Here is a 249-nt window from a genome sequence, read left to right as displayed (position 1 = left end):
GCTAGTGCGCGAGCCAAGCCATGAAAACGGCTACCACATCGACCGCGACCCGCTGTGGCAACACCAACCCGTGGCGAGACCGTTCAACGCCATAGCCTGGTACCAATGCGACCACCTCGGCACGCCGATGGAACTCACCGACCAACGCGGCGCGATTGCCTGGAGTGGGACCTATCAAGCGTGGGGGTTGGCCAAAGAAAAGCGTACCGACAGCGCAATACGCGAAAACATCCGCAACCCGCTGCGCTT

The 249-nt window shown here is 61.4% G+C and carries 1 protein-coding gene; it reads left to right on the top strand.

What is annotated here, in order from left to right; translation table 11 throughout:
* A partial coding sequence (locus AAEZ03_RS28395) for an RHS domain-containing protein (protein ID WP_350583301.1) occupies positions 1-249 on the top strand: 249 nt, incomplete at both ends.

It is taken from the genome of Pseudomonas sp. HY2-MNA-CIBAN-0224, assembly GCF_040310285.1.
Classification (GTDB): Bacteria; Pseudomonadota; Gammaproteobacteria; order Pseudomonadales; family Pseudomonadaceae; genus Aquipseudomonas; species Aquipseudomonas helleri.
This window is presented reverse-complemented; position numbering and strand designations above follow the sequence as displayed.